The organism is Psychrobacter sp. Ps4, from assembly GCF_022129285.1.
GTDB lineage: Bacteria > Pseudomonadota > Gammaproteobacteria > Pseudomonadales > Moraxellaceae > Psychrobacter > Psychrobacter immobilis_A.
Genome location: NZ_JADQAK010000003.1, coordinates 1 through 18,550, shown reverse-complemented (window position 1 = coordinate 18,550; position 18,550 = coordinate 1). Strand labels below are relative to the sequence as shown.

The window sequence follows — 18,550 nt, the reverse complement described above, 5'->3', positions numbered from 1 at the left end:
AACATTATGACGATTGATAAGAACAATCCTTTAGAACAGCAGAATAATCCAGATCGAGATGGTTCAAGTGGCTCAAATGTTGAGGCAAGCACACACCGCCGTAAAAAACCACGCCGTGATGGGAAAGGTAGTAATACCAAAGCCAATAACCCAACTACCGCTAAATCAAAAAAAGACAAAGCTCTGAGCGGTAGTAAGGATGCGGGTAAAGACAGTCAAGCACTGACCACCCAAGCAGCCAATCCTGAGATAGAATCAGGTGATGCCGCTGATGATGCGGCTGCAATCGCTGAAGGCGGTATCAAAGCCGTTGGCAATCAGCGTATTATTCCGTTTATGAAGATAGAAAAGCCAATGGCACTTTTATCTCTATTGATGGTTATTGGTAGTATCATTGCAATTGCAGTAAACGGTCTAAACTTAGGACTTGATTTTACGGGTGGTGTGTCCGCAGATGTGCGTTACGAGCAGCCTGTTGAGCAAGTTGAAGTCGTACAAGCATTGGCCGATAATGGCTTTGATGATGCCGTGGTACAGTATCTTGGTACACGAGAAGAACTCCTCGTACGCTTGCCACCACAGTCTGATAACGTAGACGGCCTAAATAGTAGCCTGACTAAAGCATTAACCCTGCCTAATAATAATGTTGAAATCAGTAACGTTAATATTATTGGCAGCCAAGTTGGTAATGAAATTTATCTAAACTCAGTCATGTCACTGGTATTAGCATTGGTCTGTATGTTGGGCTATGTTGCCTTACGTTTCCAATTTAAACTCGCTCTTGGTGCGGTATTATCGCTGTTTCATGATGCTATCGTGACCATTGGTGTTTTTGCGTTATTTGGTTTCCCATTTGACTTAACCGTCTTGGCGGCCGTCTTGGCACTGGTTGGTTATTCTATCAATGATACAATTGTTGTGTATGACCGTATTCGTGAGAATTTTCGTCGTGTCCGTGGTATCACACCTCGCCAGACCGTTGACCTGTCTTTGACCGAAACGTTGCGCCGTACCATTATGACCATTTCCACTGTTTTACTGGTCGTACTTGCCATGCTATTCTTAGGCGGCGATGGACTGTTCTGGTTCTCAGTAGCGCTCTTCATTGGTCTGCTTGCTGGTACATATTCATCAACGTATATTGCAAGCTCGATTCCATTACGTATGGGTCTGTCACGCGATGACTTTATTGTGAAAGTAAAACCTGAGTTTGAAGAAGAAATTGTTACGTTCAATGATCCAAAAATGTTTGAACAAGACAATGCTTAATAAATTTTATACTTTCTCAAGCTAATCGCTAGGGTGTGTCCTCATTTTGAAAATGGTGATAAAAATGAGATAAATCGCAGCTAAACAAGGAAAATAGTACAGTTAATATCGAGATATGAACCAGCTATTTGACGCAGTTTGGCAAAGATTTAGCCATTTTTAGCCCATTTAAAGTTTTATGCTCAGATTTAGGACATACCCTAGCTAAGATAGTATTTAAGCAAGCATTAAAAAAAGCACCTGACTCGTGAATAATGAGTCTAGGTGCTTTTGTCTTTGTAGCTATTTTTGCCTTGAATATCACACTTGCTAGAGCTAACTCCATTTAAAACAGAGTCAGGACAACAAAGTACAAATATATAAGCCATACTTCAAGTAAGGTTAACGCCGTAACGCCTTTATAATGAATTGACTATACGGTAATGTCATAGCGTTCATGACACTAATTCTGCCCTTCTTGTTTTTCAGCGATAAACGAGCCCAAAATGCCAATGACCACCTCGCCACCTAGTGCTATGCAACCGATTGATACTCGCTATACACGTATCATTGCTATTGCGTTGCCTGTGTTATTGGCCAATCTAGCCATGCCACTACAAAGCGTTATCGATACCGCGATCGTGGGTAACATGAATGACACGGCTAAACTTGCTGGGATGGGCTTGGCGATACAGTTATTGTCTTTATTACTCGTGAGTTTTAACTTTTTGCAATATGCCTCGTCTGGGCTATCGGCTCAAGCGCTAGGACAATCGGTCAATCATGTTGATAATTCTACTCATATCACAAAATCGTCAACCCCAACCCCATCACCCCTACTATCAATCTTGCAACGTGCCCTATTATTAGCGTTTGCTATCGGAAGCATTCTGTTACTGGCAAAGCCTTGGTTGATAGATTTTGGCTTGCAAGCCCTATCGGCCAACCCCGAAAGTGGGCAAGCGGCAAAGACTTATTTGGATGTACGCTTTTGGGGCGTCATCGCTGAGCTAATGAATTTTGCCTTTATTGGTTGGTTTGCTGGTCAGGGTAAGACTCGCTACATGCTTTACCAGCAAGGCTTTATCGCCATGCTGAATATCATTCTGACTTTGTTTTTTGTCTACGGTATGCAGATGGGATTGGTTGGGGTGGCGTTAGGAACCACTATTGCCTTTTGGCTAGGCGTGATACTAGCGTTGTGGCTCAGCCGTCAGCATTTGCAAATATCTTGGCAAGCCTTATTCACTGCCGACAAGCAATATTTTTCTAAAGAAAGAATGCTTAGGCTATTTTCATTAAATAAAGATATTTTTATCCGTACTCTGATCTTGACGTTGAGTTTCGCTTGGATTACTCGCTTGTCGGCTCAAAGTGGTGACGTCATCCTAGCCGCCAATGCTATTTTGCTTCAAGTATTAAGTATCTCAGCCTTTGCTCTTGATGGCGTGGCAGTATCAGCTGAGACGTTAAGCGGTCAAGCAGCAGGACGACGGGATTGGCCACGTTTTCGTATTATCGTCAAGCGCACTGGTATCGTCAGTTATGGTCTAGCGATTACCTTAAGTGCGATATGGTGGCTTGCAATGCCAACATATTTGCAATTTATGACCAATATCGAGTCCGTTTTTACGTTGGCATATGAGTACCATCTTTATGCGGTATTACTACCTCTCGTTGGCGTTGGTGCCTATTGGCTAGATGGTATATTTTTTGGCTTAACTGCCGGCAATGTGATTCGTAACGCAGCTTTGATACTCGCCGCTATCTTTTTTCCACTCAGCTGGGTGCTCTACCAACAGTGGGATATGACTGGTATTTGGCTAAGCGTGTGGTGTTTGTTATTACTTCGGCTGATTATTTTGGGTGGCTTCTTGTACCGAGCTCATCAAACAGCCAGCTATGAAAAGCTCCAACCGACTGTGTAATGTTCTTCGATTAAGTATATTTTTTCTAGGGTGTTTTTGCCATTGCTCGGGCTAGGCTTCATTTTAAAACCAGTTTTCTAACATTAATCTTTCCGCAAAATATTAATAATAACCAAAAAACAGCAAAAATTAGGATGTCATGTGACTACTCATTCAAAAGAATTACATCAACAGCATGAGACCAGCTACGACTGGGTGGCGGGCTTCAAAAAAAGCCTACCTGTGGCGATGGGCTATTTACCTGCGGGTATCGCCTTTGGTGTACTGGCACAAGTTGCCGGTATCCCTGTGTGGGCAACAATTATGCTGAGTGTCGTACTGTATGCGGGCGCCGCTCAATATGCTTGTTTGCCGATGCTGAGCGCTGGTTTACCGATTGGTAGCATCGCAACCAATATTGCCGCTATTAATCTACGTCATGTATTTTATGGTATGCCATTATTGCAATACCTACCAGAACATAAGCTTGCCAAAACCTATTGCCTATTTGCCCTGACTGATGAAACTTTCTCTGTTATGACCAGTTTACCCAATGAGTCAAGACAAGCGTTGATACTACCATTGAGCTTATTTAATCAAAGCTGGTGGGTACTAGCGAGCACGGTTGGTGTCATGATCGGCAGTACTCTGAGCGATTTGGTACCACATTTGAATTTTGCCTTAGTCTGTCTGTTTGCGATCTTAGCTTATGAGCAGTTCCAAAGTATCAAACGTTATTTCCCCATTGCTATTGCTGTCATTTCTTTAGCGGTGGCCTCCTTATTTACTAGCAATTGGTTGTTATTGGTGGCAATCACTATTTGTATGCTATTGATTTTAGCTCGTGGGTTTTGGACGCAGCGTAATATGACGGGAGCCAACAATGACCAGTAGTTACCTTATTTTTGCAACTTTTTCGATGGCTGCCGTGACCTTTATTACCCGCGCGCTACCCGCCTTAATACCCAGAAAGTTGTTAGACACACCTTGGCTGCATCGACTCAATGAGAGCTTGCCACTATCAGTCATGGTATTGCTTATTTTGACCAGCCTTTCTTATCAAAATTTATCGGCAACAACTGGGCTAAATAGTGCTGAACTGCATTTATTGATGGCACAAATTGGTGCCCTTATTTTGGTGTTGTTCGTTTATCATATCAGCCGTCAGTTATTGGTCAGTATGGTCGTTGGCATCGCCGCCATTAATGGCTTACTATGGGTATTTACCAGTTTTTTAAGTGGATACTAGAAAACTGATAAACACGTGAATGGATAACAGCTTCTATAGTCAAGGAATTTTAGAATCGCTACAAGGCGACCGACCGCAGATAGTAAACTGAGTACATCTAGGGCGGGTAACACCGTAGCGGTTTAAAAGTGCTCTGACTATAGTTCATATGAATAATTTTAAACCCTGTAATTGAACTATATTTAAAATAAAAAAAGGCTGGATTCTTATGAGAATCCAGCCTTTTACTTTCTAACAGTGCTGCAAAAAAATGATACTTTTAAGAAATTGATAACTTAAAGCTCTTCGACGCCCATCATATCAACTGGGGTATCAGCCACTATCTGTACGCCTTTTTTGCCTGTCTTAGCAGTGTCATTGCGCTGCTCTTGTAGATGTTCAAGATACGCTTCGTTGATCTGCCCAGTGATGTAGCAACCATTAAATACGGCACAATCAAAACCTTCAACTTTGCTGTACTTGGTATCTTTTACTGCATCAATCAAGTCGTCCAAATCTTGGAAAATCAATCTATCAGCACCGATGATATCGCGTACTTCTTCTACCGTATGACCTGAGGCAATAAGCTCACTGCGTACTGGCATATCGATACCATAGACGTTTGGATATTTAACCGGTGGCGCGGCGCTAGCAAAAAATACTTTATTCGCACCAGCATCGCGTGCCATTTGGATGATTTCATGGCAAGTGGTACCACGAACGATAGAATCATCAACCAACAGGACGTTTTTACCTTTGAACTCAAGTGGTACGGCGCTGAGTTTTTGACGAACTGATTTTTTACGTTGTTGTTGACCTGGCATGATAAAGGTACGACCGATATAGCGGTTTTTCATAAACCCTTCACGGTACTTAATATTCATTTTTAATGCCAGCTCCATCGCTGACGTACGCGAGGTATCTGGAATAGGAATCACCACATCGATATCGTGATCTTCACCCCATTCAGCAAGGATTTTATCAGCCAGCTTTTCACCCATACGTAAGCGTGCTTTGTAAACTGAGATGTTGTCCATGATAGAATCTGGACGGGCAAAATACACATATTCAAAGATACAAGGCGTGTATTCTTGCTGCTCAACACACTGATGGGTATGTATTTTATGATCGAGGTCAATAAAGATGGCTTCGCCAGGTTTTACATCACGGATAATACTAAATCCTGATCCTGTCAGTGCAACTGACTCTGAGGCAACCATGTACTCGGTGCCGCCATTCGGTGCCATGCGCTTACCGAAAATAAGCGGACGAATACCGTTTGGATCACGAAATGCGAGCAAACCATGACCAGTAATCAGAGCGACCACGCCATAAGCGCCTTCGACGCGACCATATACAGCCGTGACTGCTTCAAAGATATCAGCAGGCGTTGCTTTGGTTTTACCCAAGTTTTGCATTTCATGGGCAAGTACGTTTAGCAATACTTCTGAATCTGAATCGGTATTAAGATGTCGGCGATCTTCGATGTATAAAGACTTGGCTAAACTCTCAGCATTGGTCAAGTTACCATTGTGTGCAAGGGTAATACCATAAGGTGAGTTGACATAAAATGGTTGAGCTTCGGCACTGCTTGACGTGCCTGCTGTTGGATAACGCACATGACCAATACCAAACTTACCAACCAATTTCATCATATGACGATTCATAAATACGTCACGTACCATGCCATTTTCTTTACGTAGATAGAGTCGTCCATCTTGCAAAGTGACAATACCCGCTGCATCTTGCCCACGATGCTGTAGCATCGTCAAACCGTCATAAAGAATCTGATTGACTGGTTCGTGAGCTGCAACTCCAATGACTCCACACATAATAGCTATATCCTATTTTGACTCATTAATTAGTACTACAATAGTGGCAAGACTGCTAACAGTAGATTATCAAAAATGCGTACTGTTACTCACCGACGACCTGATGATTGTTGTTCAGAATTTAACGAATATTTATCTTTTGACTATTAAAAAAATGCCCCATTTATTGGCATTTGTGGTCTCTAAATGCGATTAAGTAATTTTTTATCAAGGATAACTTACCAAGAGGATATGATAGAAGCGATAACCTCTAGCACCACAAACCCAAGCTATCAGCATCGAATCATTGAGACATTAAAGGTTAACCGTAAAAATACTTACGACTGATTGACTTGATCCCAAGCCATACCTAATACATCTGAGACCAACGCTTTACCCATCGGGGCATAAGGCAATAGCTCAGGTGCGAGCACTGACGTTTGCCATTGTGGCATTTGCACCAGTAACGGCGCACTGACGCTAAGCACAACTAAGACCATCAGTACGTTTTTAGCAGCACCCAGTACACCACCTGCCATTTTGTCAACGACACCCAAGCGTAAGGTTTTAAGCACGCCTGAGAATACAAATGCCACTAAGTGCATGATGGCCAATATAATTATCACTACCAATAAAAATGCCATTGCCATTTGTAAAACAGGGTTTTGTACCATGCCTGATAGTTGCGGCGAAACCACTCCTGCCAAACGTGTGGCAGCGATCAGGGCAATAAACCAACCGACTAGACCAACCGCTGTTTTAATCAATCCGACTTGAAAGCCGCGCCATAAGCCGATCAAGACAACAATAGCAATCACGATATCCAGACCACTCATGTTCTACGCCTCATACCTTATTGATTTTTATCGGATGTTTACTTTCATTTTTGTGACACATTAATCTTTGATGACTCAGCTCAAAATACAGTCGTCTTGTGCATCTGATAGGTAATGAGCTAGGAATACTGATCCGCTATAGCTCCATCGCGTCGTAATAGCCACCGATTGCTTGAATACAAGACTGTACCAGCCCAGGACCACGATAAATGAGCCCCGTATAGAGCTGCACCATATCTGCACCCGCTTCGATTTTTTTGACGGCTTTTGCACCACTGTCAATACCGCCGACGCCTATTAAAGCGACTTTACCATCTAGCTGATCGGAGAACTGTTGTAAAATTTGGGTACTAATGTGGCTGACTGGGCGACCAGATAGACCACCTGCTTGCTCACCATCAGGTAAATCTTCAACACCAACACGGCTCAACGTTGTATTGGTCGCAATCAACCCATCAATCTCAAAATCGAGCAATTGCTGCGAGATATAGTCCACTTGTAGCGGCTCCAGATCAGGCGCAACTTTCAATACCAGTGGCACATAAAAACCATATTCAGTGGCTAATTGGCTGTGACGATTTTTAATCGTATCCAAAAGCTGAGTCAATGCCTCGCCACTTTGTAAATCACGCAGATTCTTAGTATTTGGTGAGGAGATATTAACGGTGATATAGGAGGCATGCGGATAAGCACGCTCTAAACAATAGACATAATCATCGGCGGCTTGCTCTACTGGCGTATCGGCATTTTTACCAATATTAATCCCAATATTGCCTTTGTATTGACAGCGCTTGACGTTTTCAATCAGATAATCGATACCTTGGTTATTGAAACCCATTCGATTGATGATAGCATCCGCTTGCTTGATTCTAAACAACCTTGGCTTATCATTGCCTATTTGCGGTCTTGGCGTGACCGTGCCCACTTCTATAAAACCAAAGCCCAGCTCAGCCAACGCATCGATATAATCACCATTTTTATCCAGTCCTGCCGCTAGGCCGACCGGATTGGCGAATTGCAAGCCCATACAGTCTGTTGGCTGCATTGACTGACCGTATACCAAACCTAAAACACGTGCTTTATGAGCTTTATCTAATAAAGATAAGGTCATCTCGTGGGCGTGCTCTGGATCCATCTTAAACAAAAAAGGGCGAAGTAAGGCATAAGACATAGTAATGGCAGACCCTGCTCGAAAGAAATAGTGAGTGAATAGTGCGAATAAAATCAAGCGCTGCGATTATATCAGCTTAACAGAAATAAGAGCAAAGTTTCATGCGCTAAATTTCTGTATTAGAGTGCTAATAGCTATACCTACATATTGGCTAAGGAACTGACAGATGTATTCTACAGTCCCTAAGGTACAGGACGACCATCCGTCAGGGCTATCCAACCACGGACGATACGATAAAGATGCCATATGAAGGTAAAAATCATGATTAGCAGGCCAAATACCGCTAATAATACCGAACCAATGGCAATATTATTGCTATCAGCCAACATACTGATGCCAAAACCCCCTAATGCAAAGGTAATGATAATAATACCTAAGAAGAAAAACACGATGCTATACCAAAAGGTCTTAATCTGCCAATCGAAATGCGTGGACAACCACGAACCCTCTGCGTCATGGCGCTTCGCATAGTTCATCACAATTGGTACAACCCACAGTAATCCAGCGGTAAAATAGCTGATTACGTATAAAAAATAAGTAATGTGATTATAAGTGATTAAAGAACGGCGTTTACCATTGCTCATATTGTCACTCGCCCCATAGCTCTGCCTTTGCTGAGTCATTTCATGATCAAATGCAGCTTCAACTGACGCATTACTCTGGTGTTCAGCAGTTCTGGTCTGCTGATGGCTATGCGTGTCAGGTTTGCGATCAGAAGATTGATTCATCTTAAATATCCATCTCTGGCTGTGTGATAGTTAATCAATTGTGTCAAACGTGCAATTTTTCAATGATGCTAATGACAAATGGTTATTTTAGAAACTGATGATCAGTTAGTTTGGGGCAATAGTAGATAAGGATTAAAACACTTCCAGTTTCCATAGCATATCGATTTATGAGGTGACAGTCGCTTGTACTTGAATGACCTTGGTAACCAAGTCTTGCTGTATCGATAGCTGACTGAACTGCCAACCTTGCTGTTCGAGCTTTCCAAGTGCGGTGCTGACCACCGCTTGACTGGCATGATTGAAGCTCAGTTGCACAGCATCACCCGTCGCAACGACTTGGGCGTTGGCAATACCTGAGTTATTTAACAATGCACTGATACTATTGGCAGGTGGCATGGCGGCTTCACCATCCGCTGCATTCATCGCATTACTATCGATATTGCCAGCTTGGGCACGCAACCAAAAGTAATCAGCCACTTGCTCTTGATAGTCGCGCTTACTGTCGTTTGCCGCTTGATGAATACTATAACCACCATAGCCACCAATGAACAATAATAAGAACATAGACAATACGGCCAATGCCAACTGATCACGCGGCGAAAGTGCCTGCCAGCGTAACGATAGCATCTGTTGAAAATTATTTACACGCGTTGACAGCACATTGGTTCCAATACTGTTACTGGTCTCTGACGTGATGTTGTTACGTTTGGTGCGGCGCTGCAATCGTTTCATTTTCCAACCTTTTTGACTTTTACTACCGTTGCCTAGTTGGCAAATAAATTATGATGCCGCTACATTGGTTTGCGTCGTGTCATTATTTTCTACGACATTCACCGTAACTTGACCACTAAACTGCCCTTGCTCATTACTGTTTACCTGTGCAAGCTTGGCATTTAAACCCTGCGCAACAAGTGTGCTCGTAAACTTATCAAGACTATTACGATCAGGGGCAATCAAGGTAAAGCTGAGCGCTGATGGCTGCATCACTAACGCTTGCGCCCGCAGTGAAGACTGTTTGATTAACGGGGATATGCGAGTCAATGCTGCCATATGAGAGGCTGGTGCTTGGCTATCACTGCGCAGCTTTGGTTGTAATTGCACTTGCAGTTTGGTGCGCGAGCTTAATGGCTCATTTGGAAACCAAGCTTGATACTGCGCCGCAATCTCAGCTTTGGTCGCTACCGCCGCCTTATTATACTGATACCACTGCAGGCCATCGGTCGCCATCTGTAATACCAGTGCCGATAACGCGACCATCGCTGCCACACGCAAATACGGTGAGAGCTTTGAGTCCGTTGATTTAATAAAGAAATTAAGCGCGTGACGCTCAGGGCTGTCAACAGGCTTGGGCGGCGTAGTCAATGTGGTTAATAATAACTGATGATCTGCAACAAGCGCGGCCGTTTGTGCCATAAAGCTTGTGGACATTGACGAATTTGTTGGCTTTGAAAGATCATCTAAAGCCGTTATGGGCGGTAATATATTCACTTCACTTAAATGCGGGAAACGTTCAAAAATTAAGGGCAAATAACTGACAGCCATACCTTGTCGCAATGACTGACGCAGTAGCATGGTGTGCTCATCTTGATACAGTGTTACTTGCTGACCTGCCCCTTCATCTGGCGTTGGCAACAATAGAAAATCAGGCAGTAACGCCGTTATGCTCATGCCAGCGAGCTTAGCACTCTGCTGCCATGACTCGATATCGCTTTGCGCCAGTGCATACAGTTGGTGATTATCGGCTTCACTGATTTGCCGAATCGCCAATTGCTCGACAGGGGTCAAGGATGTCTCTTCAAACAAGTATTGCTTGCCGCTATTGCCCAGCTGTTTAAGCTGAGTCGCATTCAGCTCAGTATCTACCTGCAATATATGGTTTGATGGAAAATATACACACAAAGTCTTCTGCGCATTGGTTTTATAATTGCCATAGATTGTTTGCAGCTGTTGCCAACCATCAACCGTTTGCCATTGCTGAATATCTTCATGCCAGACAGCTAGCGGGCTATGCTGCGCTCGTAACCAAACATGTAACACTAAGCGTGTCCTTAATTATTAAAGCTGTTTTAAATGTAGGATAAGATAGGATTCAGACAATTTCATTCTTTAACCAGTTTAACACCACTAAGCATCAATAGACTAAGTGCCAACAGTATCACTGACGATTCGACCTAATCTCAATACGGCTGCTCAGGCACAAAACGATCAATCTCTTTTGCCATACCTGCCATTACAAAGTCCATCTCAAACACCCTTGCTTCTGCAAGAGAAAATGATTCAGGATAATCACCAGTTAATAGACCAGCGAGATAAGCGACGATAGACATATGACACACCACTACCAGACACTCAGCGTCAATATTCGCAATATCTATTAAAGCTTGACGCGCATCATCAGAAGGCGTGATATTTTGCTGTACGATTACTGGAACCTTGGGCGCGCGCGTTTGAAATGCTGCTAGCGTCTGCTGCGCTCTATCATAGGGACTGACGACAAAATAATCAGGATGATAGTGAGTCATTACATACTCTGCCGTCTGCATTGCTTGCTGTTGACCAAAGTCAGTTAACTGGCGCGCGCTGTCTGGGCGCGATTCATCTTCTGCTTGACCATGACGTACTAGTATAATTTTCATAACCTTCCTTTATGCATCGTCATGATGACGTTGTTTGCAGAATAATCATTCTTAGAACAACGTCATCATTTAACATTGGGGTTTTTACTTACTGTCAGTATCGCCACTTTCATCATCAGTGCTATCGCTTGACGTCTTCATCTGCGCAGTTAGCGCCGCATTACTATGATCATGCGCCATTACAAATTCAACGTCACTACGGAAGCCCGCTTCCATGAGATGTAACGCCACACCTAATGCTGCTTTATCTTCATAAATGACCGCATACAATGCATGGGTAATAGGCATGTAGATGCCTTCTTTGGTGGCTTTCTCATGCACTTGCTGAATAGTATTGACCCCTTCAGCCGTTTGACCGAGTTTTTTCACCGCAGCCTCAATACTCATACCGCGACCGAGCATGTTGCCGATACGATAGTTACGACTGAGCTCTGAGCTACAAGTGGCGTATAAATCACCAACACCTGACAACCCTAAAAAGGTAAGCGGGTTAGCGCCCGCCTCAACCCCAAAACGGCTCATCTCTGCCAAGGCACGAGTCAATATCATCGCTTTGGTATTTTCGCCAACATCATAAGCCGCTGCCATTCCCATGGCAATCGCATAGATATTCTTTAGCGCACCGCCAAGCTCCACACCTTTGACATCATCACTGGCAAACACTCGAAAAAACGCACTATGTAGCGCGGCTTGTACGGCATGGCGCAATGGCTCAGACTCACTAGCAATAACGGTCGCTGATGGCATGTTTTTCATGATTTCTATCGCAAGGTTTGGCCCCGACATGACACCAAAATTCACTTCAGGTAGCTCATCTTTAATAATGTCGCTCATCATGGCAAAAGTATCTTTTTCCATACCTTTGGTCAATGACACAATAGACTGACCACTGATAAATGGTGCAATATTCTTTAGGGTCTCACGAAAAGCCAAACCAGGCACCGCAATAAAAACGATATCTTTATCTTTGACGGCTGCTGCCAAGTCATGGCTGTACTTAAGGCTGTCATCCAGCTTATAACCTGGTAAATATTTTTTATTGGTCTGCGTTTTTACCATCGCCTTTACCGTACGCTTGTTACGTACCCACAGCGTGGTATCACAGCCATTGCGTGCAGCCAAGTTTGCCATTGCTGTACCAAAACTACCACCGCCTAAAAACGCCAAACGTAGCTTGGTAGGATTACTGTGAATATCCGCCATGTTTTTTGCCACTGCTGATTCTACCGCGCTAGGATTGAGTTTTTTACGACCAATACCCGATTTGGTAGCACGTTCGATGATACCTGCCAGCAGACTGTTTTGCTTTTCAGGGGCATTCGTATTCACCTCAGTATTATCGCTGCTGATGTCTTTATTGCTATCATTAGGGCTGGTCATTTGCGGTTATCCGTATTGGCTGATTTATTATTAATAGAATTTATCATGGTTTATTTATCATAACTTATGACGCTTTAGAGTATTGAGGCTATCTATCTTTTTGCTACACGACCGACTGTCTTTTTAGAGAGTGGTATTCGTCAAAAGAAAGAAGCCACTAAACAGCGCTTAGATATATTATGACTCAAATCGCACTAAAGACTCGATATCAATCGGTTTACGGGCGGGTTCATTTTTGGGGCTGGTGCCAGTATAAACAAACGCCGTCACATAATCATCTGGACCAACGTTAAAATATGATTTAACAGCAGCTTCATTACATAGCAGTCCCGTACGCCACACTGTACTAAAACCTTGGGCTTTTAGCGCCAAAATCAGGTTTTGTACAGCCGCTCCCGCACTTAGCATTTGTTCAAAAGGAGGAACTTTTTTGTGCGCTTGTATTTTTGTGACAACCGTGATGATGACGGGCGCTCTTAGTGGCATGGCTTGAGTTTTTGCGATGTCCTTTTCGGACAGCGTTTCGCCCTCTTGCACCGCTTTGGCTTGAGCCGCTGCGACCAAGGCATTGCCCAATTCATGACGGGCGTCCCCCTGTGTCACTATAAAACGCCATGGGCGCAGTTTTTTATGATCTGGCGCTGTCGTCGCACACTCAATCGCTGTTTCGATTTGGGCATGTGTCGGTGCGGGCAAATCCAAATTGCCCATACTGCGCCTTGAGTTGATCCAACCAATCATTTCTTCACTGCTAACCGGCATACTGTCTGTGGTGATGTCTTTGGTCGACAGTTTTTTATCATTTTTGTCGGATGTAGTCATTACCGCTCCTTATTTATTATTATCTTTTTATATAAAAAACCAATGCTTTGGTTGGCTCTCAATACTGTCAAAAAACACGTTATATCAAACGAATATATGCCAATATTGAGTGTTAGTGATTTGAATGGAAAACTATGAGCGTTTTAATCGACAACTTGTAGATTATCATCAGATATGAAGAGTATTTAATTATGCCGCATCATCGACCCGATGCTCCATGCGCAGATAATCCTCTGACTGCATCTCAAGTAAGCGCGAGCGTGTCCGTTCAATCTCAAACGCCAATTTCTCTCCTTGATATAGATCCAAAATCGACTGCTGCGCTCTAACCAGCAATTTAACACGGCGATCATAAAACTCATCAACCAGATAAATAAACCGACGGGTCGGATCACGTAAGTCATCGTCTAAGGCAGGCACGGCATTGACCAATACTGTGCTGAATTGCTTGGCGATTTCGATGAAATCAGATGCTGATCGTGGCTCCATACATAAATGACGGAAATCACAGAATAAAATATCCTCAGTGCGAGCATTAATTCTAATTTCGCGACCATTGATCGTAATCGGCTCATTACTGATTTTTTGGTTATTGGATAAACTGGCAAAACGGTTGGCTAACCAATGATGATTCGCTTTCGTCATAGGCGACTCATATAGCTCTGCCTGCTGCAATACGCGCAAACGATAGTCGATACCAGAATCGATATTCATCACCTTAGTATGACGCTCCACTTCAGCGATAGCGGGCATAAAACGGTCACGATGTAAGCCGTCTTTATACAATCCTGATGGCTCAATATTTGAGGTGGCGACCAATGTAATACCACGATTGAATAGCATGGTAAATAAATCACCCAAAATCATGGCATCAGAAACATTAGAAACAAAAAACTCATCGAAACAGATAATAACCGCTTCTGCATAAATGATGTCGGCGACTTTTTCTAATGGGTCACTCTCACCTTGCAGCTTGTTTAGCTCTTGATGAACGCGCTGCATGAAATGATGAAAATGCAGACGCATCTTGCGATCAATGGTCAATGAATCATAAAACATGTCCATCATCCATGTTTTACCACGACCTACCCCGCCCCACATATACAAACCCGTTGGTGCTGTCGGCTTGGGCTTTAAAAAGCTAAAAAAGCCTTTCTTCTGTGGCGCACTATTGATGAGCTGATGATGTATCTCATCAAGATAGCTCATGGCCTTAAATTGCTGCTCATCTCGAGTAAACTCATCTGTACTGACGGCTTGCTCGTAACGTTGCAATGGAGATAAACTCATAATACGACTCATCATTAGACAAAATAAATAGTAAGGTAATGGTTGATTCTGCATGAACTCGTCAAAATGAAGCGATCAGAGCTCATGACTTAATAGCGGTTCTCTATCCTAATATTACTAGGGTGTGTCATCAATTAGATTGTGAGGCTTAAAATGAGAAAAATTGTAGATAAACAAGGAAGAAATTGCCGTTAATATGAACATATTGACAAAATTTCTGACGATGTTTAGCAAAATTTAGCCATTTTAAGACCACTAAATGTATTCATGTGCTAATTGATGACACGCCCTAGGTAACAACTAAGAGTCGCTACCAAAGGTATGATTTTCTAATAAGCCTTTCAACTCTGACAGACGTCCATGAAAAAAGTGCCCTGCGCCATCTACGACGCTGACAGCAATCCCTAATCGCTCCGCAAATGCTTGCATATTATCAGGGTCAATCACTTCATCAGCATTGCCATAAATCTCAAACGTTTTATCGGCTGGCAAGCTTATATCACTGCTGTTATTTTTTTCAACGGATGGAGCAATAAGGGCGATTTTAGTAATCTCAAAATCGCCTAGCCCCCAAATATGAGGGGCTTCGAGCACCTGCTCAGCCACCCGTGCTGTCACATAACCGCCAAAAGAGAAACCACCCAACCATAACTTGCGCGCATTGGTTTGCTCTGCAATCCATTGTAGCACGGTCATTGCATCTACGACTTCACCATCCGCATAATCGTGCTCGCCAGTCGACTGCCCGACACCGCGAAAGTTAAAGCGTATCACGTGCATACCATTATCACGAGCAAAGCGATACATCGTCGTTACCACTTTATTATTCATCGTGCCGTCAAATAACGGATTGGGATGACACAGTAACGCCACTGTATCGGTATTTGGATTGTTAGGATTGTCTTGTTGCCAAAGCGCGTCGACTTCGAGCACGCCAGCAGGAGCAGGAATTAATGGCATAAAATTACTTATTGATTAAAAATGAATAGGTCAATTATCCTAGATATGGTTTATATTTCAAGTGATTTGCTGTGTCATAGTACCGCTTATTTTCATTTTCGCTCATCATAAGTAAACGTCGCCTATGAATATATGATGAATATGTGCGGTCTCTGCAATACCGCACACAATAACCGACTAGACACCCCAGAGCCGAATAGGGTAGATTCATCATAGTTGTTGAGCCACCTATGGACTGATACGTGCATGGCGTATCCTCAACTTTGCTGTGATATTCAACTTTATGTATGACTGACAGACATTAGGAATCGTTTATGAATACTATTAATAAAACCGCTGCACTGACTGCTACTTTGGCGGCAGCACTCGCCCTAAGTGCTTGCCAAACTACGCCTTCATCACCAGTTATCCAGCGTGCCAACTCTATTTATGAGACGACTGGCATCGCCGATAGCAAAGTAAAAGCACAGCAAAATGCGATAGACAGCGCACAAAAGACTTGCAGAGGTAAGCAAGTTATTATCGTCGATGACAAAGTCACTTATAACGGTATTTTAGATGAAAATACAGGTCGGATGATTGGGCAAGCCAGTGCCGTCCTCGGTACGATCCTTGGTACGGGCTCGCCGAACTTATCACGTGATGACGATTACGAGTATAAAATCAACTTTCGTTGCCAATAAAACAATTATTATTTCATAAAGCACTTATTTGGCGGCTCGTTATTTAATAAAGCATCTTGTTATTTAATAAAGTATGTAGCCAACCAATCAGCGATAGGAATATATTAGTCGCTGACGGGTTGGCTTCTCTTTTTGTGTGCTCGCTTTTGGGGTAAACTACCCTTTCTGATTTTTTATGACTCTTACTCTATAAACAGCCCGTTTTTAAGCTCCCTCACTTTTGGTCTATTATTATGCGCAAACCCAACCTGTCAAATATGAAACCAGCTAAGGTATTAGCGCCTGCTAAAGATTTAGCGACCTTGGAAGCCGAGTTAGCTGAGCAAGAAAATAATATTGAAGTCAATTTAGAAGATACCGTTCTGCGGTTGAGTGACTATTTATCAGCCGTTGATATGGTTATCAAACAGACCTTTAACCACCGTGTATGGGTAAAAGCAGAGATTCGCAATCTATCTAGCAAAGGCGGGCATTATTACTTTGAATTGGCAGAAAAAGATGAGGACGGTAAGGTCATTGCTAGCTGCCGCGGTAATCTTTGGCGCTTTAAAGCAGCACGCGTCTTAGCAAAATTTGAGCGCGCAACAGGTATGCCGCTTGATCGTGATTTGACGGTATTGCTCAAAGTATCCGCAGGCTTCCATGCGCAATATGGCTTCTCTCTCACTATTGAAGATATTGACCCTAGCTACACGTTAGGCGACTTGGCGCGGCAATATGCAGAGATGGTCGATCGCTTGACAGGAGAAGGTTTATTAAACCTGAATCAACAGCTGCCTGTTCCGTTTGATATTGAGCATGTGCTGGTCATTGCCCCTGAAAAAGCCGCCGGATTAGGTGATTTTCAAGCCGACGCTGATCGCTTAGCGCGCACAGGTGCCTGTCATTTCCATTATCATAACGCGACCTTTCAGGGTAATCATGCGCCAAGCGAAATCCGCCAAGCAATCGTTAACGCCCAACAGCAGTTTTACGGCACTTATGAGCACCTGCCAGACTTATTAGTCATTATTCGTGGCGGCGGTGCGGTCGGTGATTTAGCCTATCTAAATGATTATGAATTGGCAGCATTGGTTGCCGAGCAGCCCATCCCTGTCTGGGTTGGCATTGGTCACGAGCGTGATAAAGTTATCTTAGATGAAGTCGCGCATACTAGCTTTGATACCCCATCAAAGGTGATTGCCGCTATCATGACGCATTTAGCCCAGCTCGTCACTCAAACGCTGCAATACCAAGCGCAAATCAAACAAGCTGCTCAGCGTCAATTAAACACCGCTGAACAACAAACGACACGCCAGTTGAGCCAAATACAATCACAAACGATTGGTCAATTAACCGCTCTGCAAAAAGACAGTGATTATGCGTGGCGTAGTATTCAGCAAAGCGCCCAGCGACAGGTCAAGCAAGCCGCCAGACTCACCAGTGAGCTACGCACACAGATTCAAGCGGCGGCCTATCAGCAGTTAACAGTGGCTACTAGCGCCAGTCAAAATAACCAAAAAACGATTATGCATTCGGCACAGCAGCAGTTAATACAAGCACAGCGTGATAGCGAACATCTGCGTGATATTGTGCTCCTGCACCGTCCTTCTCGGGTGCTCAAGCAAGGCTATACCATGCTTACTGATGCAAAAGATAAGCAAATACTGACCAGCGGTACGCAGCTCCATCCAGAACAAACGGTGCACATCCTCTTAAAGGACGGTAAAGCAAAAGCACAGATTATTGACGTAAATATTAATAAATAAGAAGTACAACCTACCGTCGATTCAACTTAATCAAAAACTTTATTTTAGGGGCTGTAGTAGATAAGCACTATGCTAGACTACTTTTATGAAGATAACCCGTTG

The 18,550-nt window shown here is 43.4% G+C and carries 17 protein-coding genes; 6 read left to right on the top strand and 11 right to left on the bottom strand.

Annotated features, from left to right (window positions below):
* Positions 1–6: 6 nt before the first annotated feature.
* From secF to I3252_RS02715, 4 genes are all read left to right on the top strand, one after another.
* Entirely contained in the window at positions 7–1,269 is a 1,263-nt protein-coding gene (secF, locus tag I3252_RS02730; protein ID WP_238034137.1) for a protein translocase subunit SecF, read from the top strand.
* Positions 1,270–1,754: 485 nt separating this feature from the next.
* Complete coding sequence (locus I3252_RS02725) at positions 1,755–3,176, top strand: MATE family efflux transporter (RefSeq protein ID WP_238034136.1); 1,422 nt, start codon at positions 1,755–1,757, stop codon at positions 3,174–3,176.
* A 228-nt stretch (positions 3,177–3,404) separates the two neighbouring features.
* Positions 3,405–4,049 carry an AzlC family ABC transporter permease gene (locus I3252_RS02720; RefSeq protein ID WP_238034231.1) on the top strand — a complete coding sequence of 215 codons (645 nt, stop codon included), beginning with the start codon at positions 3,405–3,407 and terminating at the stop codon, positions 4,047–4,049.
* Positions 4,039–4,404, top strand: a complete 366-nt coding sequence (locus I3252_RS02715) for an AzlD domain-containing protein (RefSeq protein ID WP_238034135.1) — start codon at positions 4,039–4,041, stop codon at positions 4,402–4,404. The genes I3252_RS02720 and I3252_RS02715 overlap by 11 nt, the downstream gene beginning before the upstream one ends.
* A 275-nt stretch (positions 4,405–4,679) precedes the next feature.
* Here I3252_RS02715 and purF read toward each other — a convergent pair whose 3' ends face one another.
* From purF to I3252_RS02660, 11 genes are all read right to left on the bottom strand, one after another.
* Positions 4,680–6,215, bottom strand: coding sequence for an amidophosphoribosyltransferase (purF, locus tag I3252_RS02710; protein ID WP_238034133.1), 1,536 nt, complete (start codon positions 6,213–6,215; stop codon positions 4,680–4,682).
* Positions 6,216–6,532: 317 nt separating this feature from the next.
* Positions 6,533–7,030 carry a CvpA family protein gene (locus I3252_RS02705; protein ID WP_045446136.1) on the bottom strand — a complete coding sequence of 166 codons (498 nt, stop codon included), beginning with the start codon at positions 7,028–7,030 and terminating at the stop codon, positions 6,533–6,535.
* 136 nt (positions 7,031–7,166) lie between these two features.
* Complete coding sequence (locus tag I3252_RS02700) at positions 7,167–8,201, bottom strand: quinone-dependent dihydroorotate dehydrogenase (RefSeq protein WP_198330953.1); 1,035 nt, start codon at positions 8,199–8,201, stop codon at positions 7,167–7,169.
* 182 nt (positions 8,202–8,383) lie between these two features.
* Positions 8,384–8,929 (bottom strand): hypothetical protein, encoded by a 546-nt coding sequence (locus I3252_RS02695; protein ID WP_238034132.1) that lies wholly within the window; start codon positions 8,927–8,929, stop codon positions 8,384–8,386.
* 165 nt (positions 8,930–9,094) lie between these two features.
* On the bottom strand, positions 9,095–9,661 hold the full coding sequence (gene gspM / locus I3252_RS02690) for a type II secretion system protein GspM (RefSeq protein ID WP_238034131.1): 567 nt from the start codon (positions 9,659–9,661) through the stop codon (positions 9,095–9,097).
* Between the two features lie 48 nt (positions 9,662–9,709).
* Entirely contained in the window at positions 9,710–10,966 is a 1,257-nt protein-coding gene (gene gspL / locus I3252_RS02685) for a type II secretion system protein GspL (protein ID WP_238034130.1), read from the bottom strand.
* A gap of 140 nt (positions 10,967–11,106) precedes the next feature.
* Complete coding sequence (locus I3252_RS02680) at positions 11,107–11,565, bottom strand: histidine phosphatase family protein (RefSeq protein WP_238034128.1); 459 nt, start codon at positions 11,563–11,565, stop codon at positions 11,107–11,109.
* 84 nt (positions 11,566–11,649) lie between these two features.
* Entirely contained in the window at positions 11,650–12,945 is a 1,296-nt protein-coding gene (locus tag I3252_RS02675; RefSeq protein ID WP_055124195.1) for an NAD(P)H-dependent glycerol-3-phosphate dehydrogenase, read from the bottom strand.
* 177 nt (positions 12,946–13,122) lie between these two features.
* Positions 13,123–13,767, bottom strand: coding sequence for a nitroreductase (locus tag I3252_RS02670; RefSeq protein ID WP_238034127.1), 645 nt, complete (start codon positions 13,765–13,767; stop codon positions 13,123–13,125).
* 189 nt (positions 13,768–13,956) lie between these two features.
* Positions 13,957–15,057, bottom strand: coding sequence for a cell division protein ZapE (gene zapE / locus I3252_RS02665; RefSeq protein WP_055124197.1), 1,101 nt, complete (start codon positions 15,055–15,057; stop codon positions 13,957–13,959).
* A 300-nt stretch (positions 15,058–15,357) separates the two neighbouring features.
* Positions 15,358–16,017 carry an alpha/beta fold hydrolase gene (locus I3252_RS02660; protein ID WP_238034126.1) on the bottom strand — a complete coding sequence of 220 codons (660 nt, stop codon included), beginning with the start codon at positions 16,015–16,017 and terminating at the stop codon, positions 15,358–15,360.
* Positions 16,018–16,331: 314 nt separating this feature from the next.
* Here I3252_RS02660 and I3252_RS02655 point away from each other — a divergent pair, with 314 nt between their 5' ends.
* A complete protein-coding gene (locus I3252_RS02655) occupies positions 16,332–16,700 on the top strand; it encodes a hypothetical protein (RefSeq protein ID WP_045446124.1) in 369 nt (122 codons plus the stop codon).
* A 233-nt stretch (positions 16,701–16,933) separates the two neighbouring features.
* Positions 16,934–18,448, top strand: a complete 1,515-nt coding sequence (xseA, locus tag I3252_RS02650) for an exodeoxyribonuclease VII large subunit (RefSeq protein ID WP_201539012.1) — start codon at positions 16,934–16,936, stop codon at positions 18,446–18,448.
* The last annotated feature ends 102 nt before the right edge of the window (positions 18,449–18,550 follow it).